Source organism: Gammaproteobacteria bacterium, from assembly GCA_037388465.1.
Classification (GTDB): Bacteria; Pseudomonadota; Gammaproteobacteria; order SpSt-1174; family SpSt-1174; genus JARRKE01.
In genome coordinates this window covers 1-4,986 of record JARRKE010000144.1, presented here as the reverse complement: position 1 = coordinate 4,986, position 4,986 = coordinate 1, and the positions used below count along the sequence as shown (strand labels likewise).

General features: G+C 63.3%; 5 protein-coding genes and 1 pseudogene. 5 read left to right on the top strand and 1 reads right to left on the bottom strand.

Annotation, left to right across the window (positions count from 1 at the left end):
* The 3 genes and pseudogenes from sucD to P8Y64_14375 all read left to right on the top strand — a co-directional run.
* Positions 1 to 705 (top strand): succinate--CoA ligase subunit alpha (sucD, locus tag P8Y64_14385; protein MEJ2061636.1); only part of this gene is annotated, 705 nt, incomplete at its 5' end.
* Between the two features lie 15 nt (positions 706 to 720).
* Positions 721 to 2,317 (top strand): annotated as a pseudogene (locus tag P8Y64_14380) (NAD+ synthase).
* Between the two features lie 26 nt (positions 2,318 to 2,343).
* Complete coding sequence (locus P8Y64_14375) at positions 2,344 to 2,682, top strand: P-II family nitrogen regulator (GenBank protein MEJ2061635.1); 339 nt, start codon at positions 2,344 to 2,346, stop codon at positions 2,680 to 2,682.
* A gap of 8 nt (positions 2,683 to 2,690) precedes the next feature.
* Here P8Y64_14375 and P8Y64_14370 read toward each other — a convergent pair whose 3' ends face one another.
* Positions 2,691 to 3,455: an outer membrane protein assembly factor BamD gene (locus P8Y64_14370; GenBank protein ID MEJ2061634.1), complete on the bottom strand. Its 765-nt coding sequence runs from the start codon at positions 3,453 to 3,455 to the stop codon at positions 2,691 to 2,693.
* Positions 3,456 to 3,534: 79 nt separating this feature from the next.
* Here P8Y64_14370 and rluD point away from each other — a divergent pair, with 79 nt between their 5' ends.
* Both rluD and P8Y64_14360 read left to right on the top strand, forming a co-directional pair.
* Positions 3,535 to 4,488: a 23S rRNA pseudouridine(1911/1915/1917) synthase RluD gene (rluD, locus tag P8Y64_14365; protein MEJ2061633.1), complete on the top strand. Its 954-nt coding sequence runs from the start codon at positions 3,535 to 3,537 to the stop codon at positions 4,486 to 4,488.
* A 49-nt stretch (positions 4,489 to 4,537) separates the two neighbouring features.
* A partial coding sequence (locus P8Y64_14360; GenBank protein ID MEJ2061632.1) for a laccase domain-containing protein occupies positions 4,538 to 4,986 on the top strand: 449 nt, incomplete at its 3' end.

The window sequence follows — 4,986 nt, the reverse complement described above, 5'->3', positions numbered from 1 at the left end:
ACCGTGGCCGAGGCGGTCGAGCAGACCGGTGCCAATGCCACCATGATCTATGTGCCCGCGCCCTATGCGGCGGACTCCATTCTGGAGGCCGAGGCGGCAGGTATCGAGGTGATCGTCTGCATTACCGAAGGCATTCCGGTACTGGACATGCTGCGGGTGCGCGCCGTGCTCGAGCACAGTCAGAGCGTTCTCATTGGGCCGAATTGTCCGGGCGTGATCACGCCCGGCGAGTGCAAGATCGGCATCATGCCGGGCTTTATTCATACCCCGGGGCGGATCGGCATCGTGTCCCGCTCCGGCACCCTGACCTACGAAGCGGTGTTCCAGACCACCAATGAGGGCCTGGGCCAGTCGACCTGCGTCGGGATCGGGGGTGATCCGATCCAGGGGCTCAATTTCGTCGATTGCCTGCGTCGCTTCAACGAGGATCCGCAGACCGAGGGCATTCTGCTCGTCGGTGAGATCGGCGGGACGGCGGAGGAAGAGGCCGCCGAGTTTATCCGTCGCGAGGTGCGCAAGCCGGTGGTGGCCTATATCGCCGGCGTCACCGCGCCGCCCGGCAAGCGCATGGGGCATGCCGGCGCCATCATATCCGGCGGGCAGGGCACCGCCGAACACAAATTCGCGGCACTGGAGGCAGCCGGCGTCCACACGGTGCGCTCGCCGGCCGAGATGGGCCGGCGCATGGCCGAATTGCTGGGCTGACCCGCCGGAATCATCATGACCCAGACATTGCGCATTGCGCTGGCCCAGTGCAATCCCCTGGTGGGCGACGTCCCGGGCAACGTGGACATGGTTGTCCGACTGGCCGAGCAGGCGCGCGACGAGCAGGCCGCGGAGCTGGTCGTCTTTCCCGAACTGACCCTGACGGGCTACCCGCCCGAAGACCTGCTGCTGCGTCCCAGTCTGATGGCGCAGGTCAATCATGGCCTCAGGACGGTGGCCGCGCGCGTACGGGGCATCGACGTGGTATTGGGCCTGCCCTGGGAAACGCCTGGCGGCCTGCGCAACGCGGCGTTCTGGCTGCGCGACGGGCAGGTGCTGGCCGAATATTTCAAGGTCCTGCTGCCCAACTACAGCGTGTTCGATGAAAAGCGTTATTTCGTGGCTGGCGATGCGCCCAAGGTGGTCGAATTCAAGGGCGTGCAGGTCGGGCTGACGATCTGCGAGGACATCTGGCATCCGGAACCGGCCAATCGGGCCTTGCAGGCGGGCGCCCAGGTTCTGTTGAACCTGAACGCCTCGCCCTACCACGTCAACAAATCCACGGAACGCCTGCAGGTGCTGCGCGATCGGCATGCCGAAACCGAGCTGCCCATCGTGTACGTCAACCAGGTGGGGGGGCAGGACGAGCTGGTCTTCGACGGCGAGTCCATCGTGCTGGGACCGAGCGGGGAGCTGCTGTTCTCGGCGCCGGTGTTCCAGGAAGGCCTGTACACCGTGGAGGTGCCGGTGGACCGCTTCGCGCCCGTGCCTACGGCGCAGCTCGCCCAGCGTTTAAGCGAGGACGACTCTATTTACCGGGCGCTGGTGCTCGGCGTTCGGGACTACGTGTTCAAGAACGGTTTCCAGGGTGCGGTGATCGGCCTGTCGGGTGGGGTCGACTCTGCACTGACCCTGTGTCTGGCCGCCGATGCACTGGGTGCCGATCAGGTCGAGGCGGTGCTGATGCCCTCGCGCTATACCTCCGACATGAGCATTGAGGATGCCAGGGCGCAGGCGGATGCATTGGGTGTGAAGCATTCCGTGATTCCGATCGAACCGGCCTTCAATGCCTTTCTGGACATGCTGGCCGATGAATTTGCCGGCCTGCCGCGGGACGTGACCGAGGAAAACATCCAGGCCCGTTGCCGCGGCATCATCCTGATGGCCATTTCCAACAAGACCGGGCGCATGCTGCTCAGCACGGGCAACAAGAGCGAGATGGCGGTGGGTTACGCCACCTTGTACGGCGATATGGCCGGCGGGTTTGCACCGCTCAAGGATGTGGTGAAGACCCGCATCTACAGCCTCGCACGGCTGCGCAACCGGGATGAGACCGTGATTCCTGAGCGGGTACTGGAGCGTGCGCCCTCGGCTGAACTGGCCCCCGACCAGAAAGACACCGACAGCCTGCCTCCTTATGAAGTGCTGGACCCCATTCTGCAGCGTTTTGTGGAGGAGGATCGCACCGTGGAGGAGATCGTGGCGGAAGGCTTTGAGGCGTCCGTGGTGCGGCGGATCGCGGCCATGGGTGCGCATTACCAGCCGGGCCTTTGGCAAGGATCGGCGTTATCCGATAACATCCGGCTACGTGAAAACCTATCGCGAGTCCTGAAGCGTCTCCCCCCTCATGAGGTGAACATGAAAAAGGTCGAAGCCATCATCAAACCCTTCAAGCTGGACGACGTGCGCGAGGCGCTGACCGAGGCCGGCATCAGCGGTATGACGGCCACCGAGGTCAAGGGTTTCGGCCGCCAGAAGGGACATACCGAGCTTTACCGGGGGGCGGAATATGTGGTGGATTTCGTGCCCAAGGTGAAGGTCGAGGTCATTGTGGACGACGCCAGGGTCGATCCCTGTGTGGAGGCCATTCTGGGGGCGGCCCGTACCGGCAAGATCGGTGACGGCAAAATCTTCGTCACCCCGGTCGAGCGGATCGTGCGCATCCGTACGGGTGAGGAAGGCGACGACGCGATCTGAGCCCTGGCTCAGCCGCCGGTCGCCGCCTTGCTTCCGGCCTGGGGGGTGTTGAGTCTGAGCACCCGCTCCGTATCTTCCGCGAGTTTGTCATCGCCCAGTTTGCGATAGGCCTGGACCATGAGCGCCAGGGCCTTGGGGACGTACTTGCTGCCTTCGAAGTTCTGCACGATGTGACTGCAGCGATTGACCACGGCGACATAGGCGCCACGCTCCATGTAGTAATGCGCGATGTTCAGTTCGGATTCGGCCACCAGGTTGCGCAGGTACATCGCGCGCCGACGGGCATCATCCACATACCGGCTTTGCGGATATTTCTTGATGATGGTCGTGAAGTCCTGGAAGGCCTGGCGCATCGCATCCGTATCGCCCTGTGACGGGTCGTGGGGCAGGATGGGATCCAGGAAGTCCCTGCCGCGATAGAAGTTGGCCAGGCCTTTGAGATAATAGGCGTAGGCCACCTCGGGGCTTAGCGGATGCAGCTTGATGAAACGGTCAGCTGTGGCGATGGCCGATTCCGGCTCGCCGTATTTGTAATAGGCATATGCCGAGTCCAGCAGGGCCTGTTTGGCGTAAACCCCGAAGGGGTAGCGTGCCTGAAGGGTTTCGTAATACTTGATGGCCTGTTCCCAATCCTTGCCCTGCAAGGCCTGGGTGGCCTCGTCATAGAGCTTTTTGGCCGACCAGCCGGCGGTTTCGTCCTTGGCGGCGAGGCTGGAACAGCCCGCAACCGAAACCAGGGTAAACAGCAAAAACAAGATCTTGAGCAGGCGCATGGGAATCCGGTGCCAGAAAATTACGACAAGTGGACCAGTATACCTGACACCATAGCCATGCTCATGCCCCTTCTGTGCCATGACTGAACATCTGCTGGGTTCGATTACCGAGGACCAGGCCGGTCTGCGCCTGGATCAGGCGCTGGCGGAACTGTTCCCAGAGTATTCCCGTTCCCGCCTGCAAGCCTGGATCCGTCAGGGCTGCGTCCGGTTGGATGGAGCCACGGTGACCGTGCCCCGCACGCCGGTGGCAGGTGGGGAACAGGTCGAACTCGCGGTCCGGCTCGAACCCCAGGGAGAGGTCGAAGCGCAGGCCATTCCTCTGGACGTGGTTTACGAAGACGACCACCTCCTGGTGTTGAACAAGCCGGCCGGGCTGGTGGTGCATCCTGCTGCGGGCAACCCGGACCGCACCCTGCAGAATGCCCTGTTGCACCACGCGCCTTCGTTGGCGGCGCTGCCCCGGGCCGGGATCGTGCATCGCCTGGACAAGGAGACCTCCGGGTTGATGGTGGTCGCCAAGACCCTGAAGGCCCACAAGCAGCTGGTCGATCAGCTCCAGGCCCGTACCGTCAAGCGGGAGTACCTGGCCCTGGTGCAGGGGACGATCGTGGCTGGTGGTACTGTCGACGCGCCGATCGGACGCCACCCTGTGGATCGAAAGCGTATGGCCGTGGTCGGCGGTGGTCGGGCAGCCATTACCCATTACCGCGTCGAGGAACGCTTTCCTCATCACACCCTGCTGCGTGTATCCCTGGAAACGGGGCGTACCCATCAGATCCGGGTTCATATGGCGCATATTCGTCATCCGATCGTGGGTGACCCGGTTTACGGTGGCCGGCTGCGTTTGCCGGCGGGGGTGAGTGAGCACTTCCGGGAAGCGCTGCGCGGCTTCAGGCGTCAGGCACTGCATGCCACGCGGCTATCTTTGGTTCATCCCGATACCGGCGAAACCTGCAGTTGGGAGGCACCGCCGCCGCAGGATTTTGCCGGGTTGCTGGCATTGCTCCGGACTGAAACACCGGCTACCTGAAAGAAACCCCGGGGTATGTTTGTCATCCATGCTATGGCTTAATCGGAGCATGCCAAACACCCTTGCGACAGATTGGATCAAACCGGAGTGGCCGGCCCCACCCCAGGTACACGCCTGGTCGACGACACGCACGGGTGGCGTCAGCCGCGCGCCTTATGACAGTTTCAATCTGGGCGATCATGTGGGGGATGATCCGGATGCCGTGCGGCAAAATCGGGCACGACTCGTCGAGTATCTGCAGTTGCCGGCCGAGCCGTTATGGCTGAACCAGGTGCATGGCTGTCAGGTGGTGGATCCGTTGCGGACGACATCCCGACCCGAAGCGGATGCCTCCGTGAGCAGGCAGCCGAACCGGGTATGCGCCGTGTTGACCGCGGACTGTCTGCCGGTACTGTTCTGTGACCGCGCGGGCACCCGGGTTGCCGCGGCTCATGCAGGGTGGCGCGGGCTGGCTGCCGGTGTGCTGGAGGCTACGGTGGCGGCACTTGAGGTTGATCC

Bases quoted from the DNA above. Each gene is read 5' to 3' on its own strand.
- P8Y64_14375 (MEJ2061635.1), top strand. From the start codon at position 2,344: ATGAAAAAGGTCGAAGCCATCATCAAACCCTTCAAGCTGGACGACGTG.
- P8Y64_14370 (MEJ2061634.1), bottom strand. From the start codon at position 3,455: ATGCGCCTGCTCAAGATCTTGTTTTTGCTGTTTACCCTGGTTTCGGTT.
- rluD (MEJ2061633.1), top strand. From the start codon at position 3,535: ATGACTGAACATCTGCTGGGTTCGATTACCGAGGACCAGGCCGGTCTG.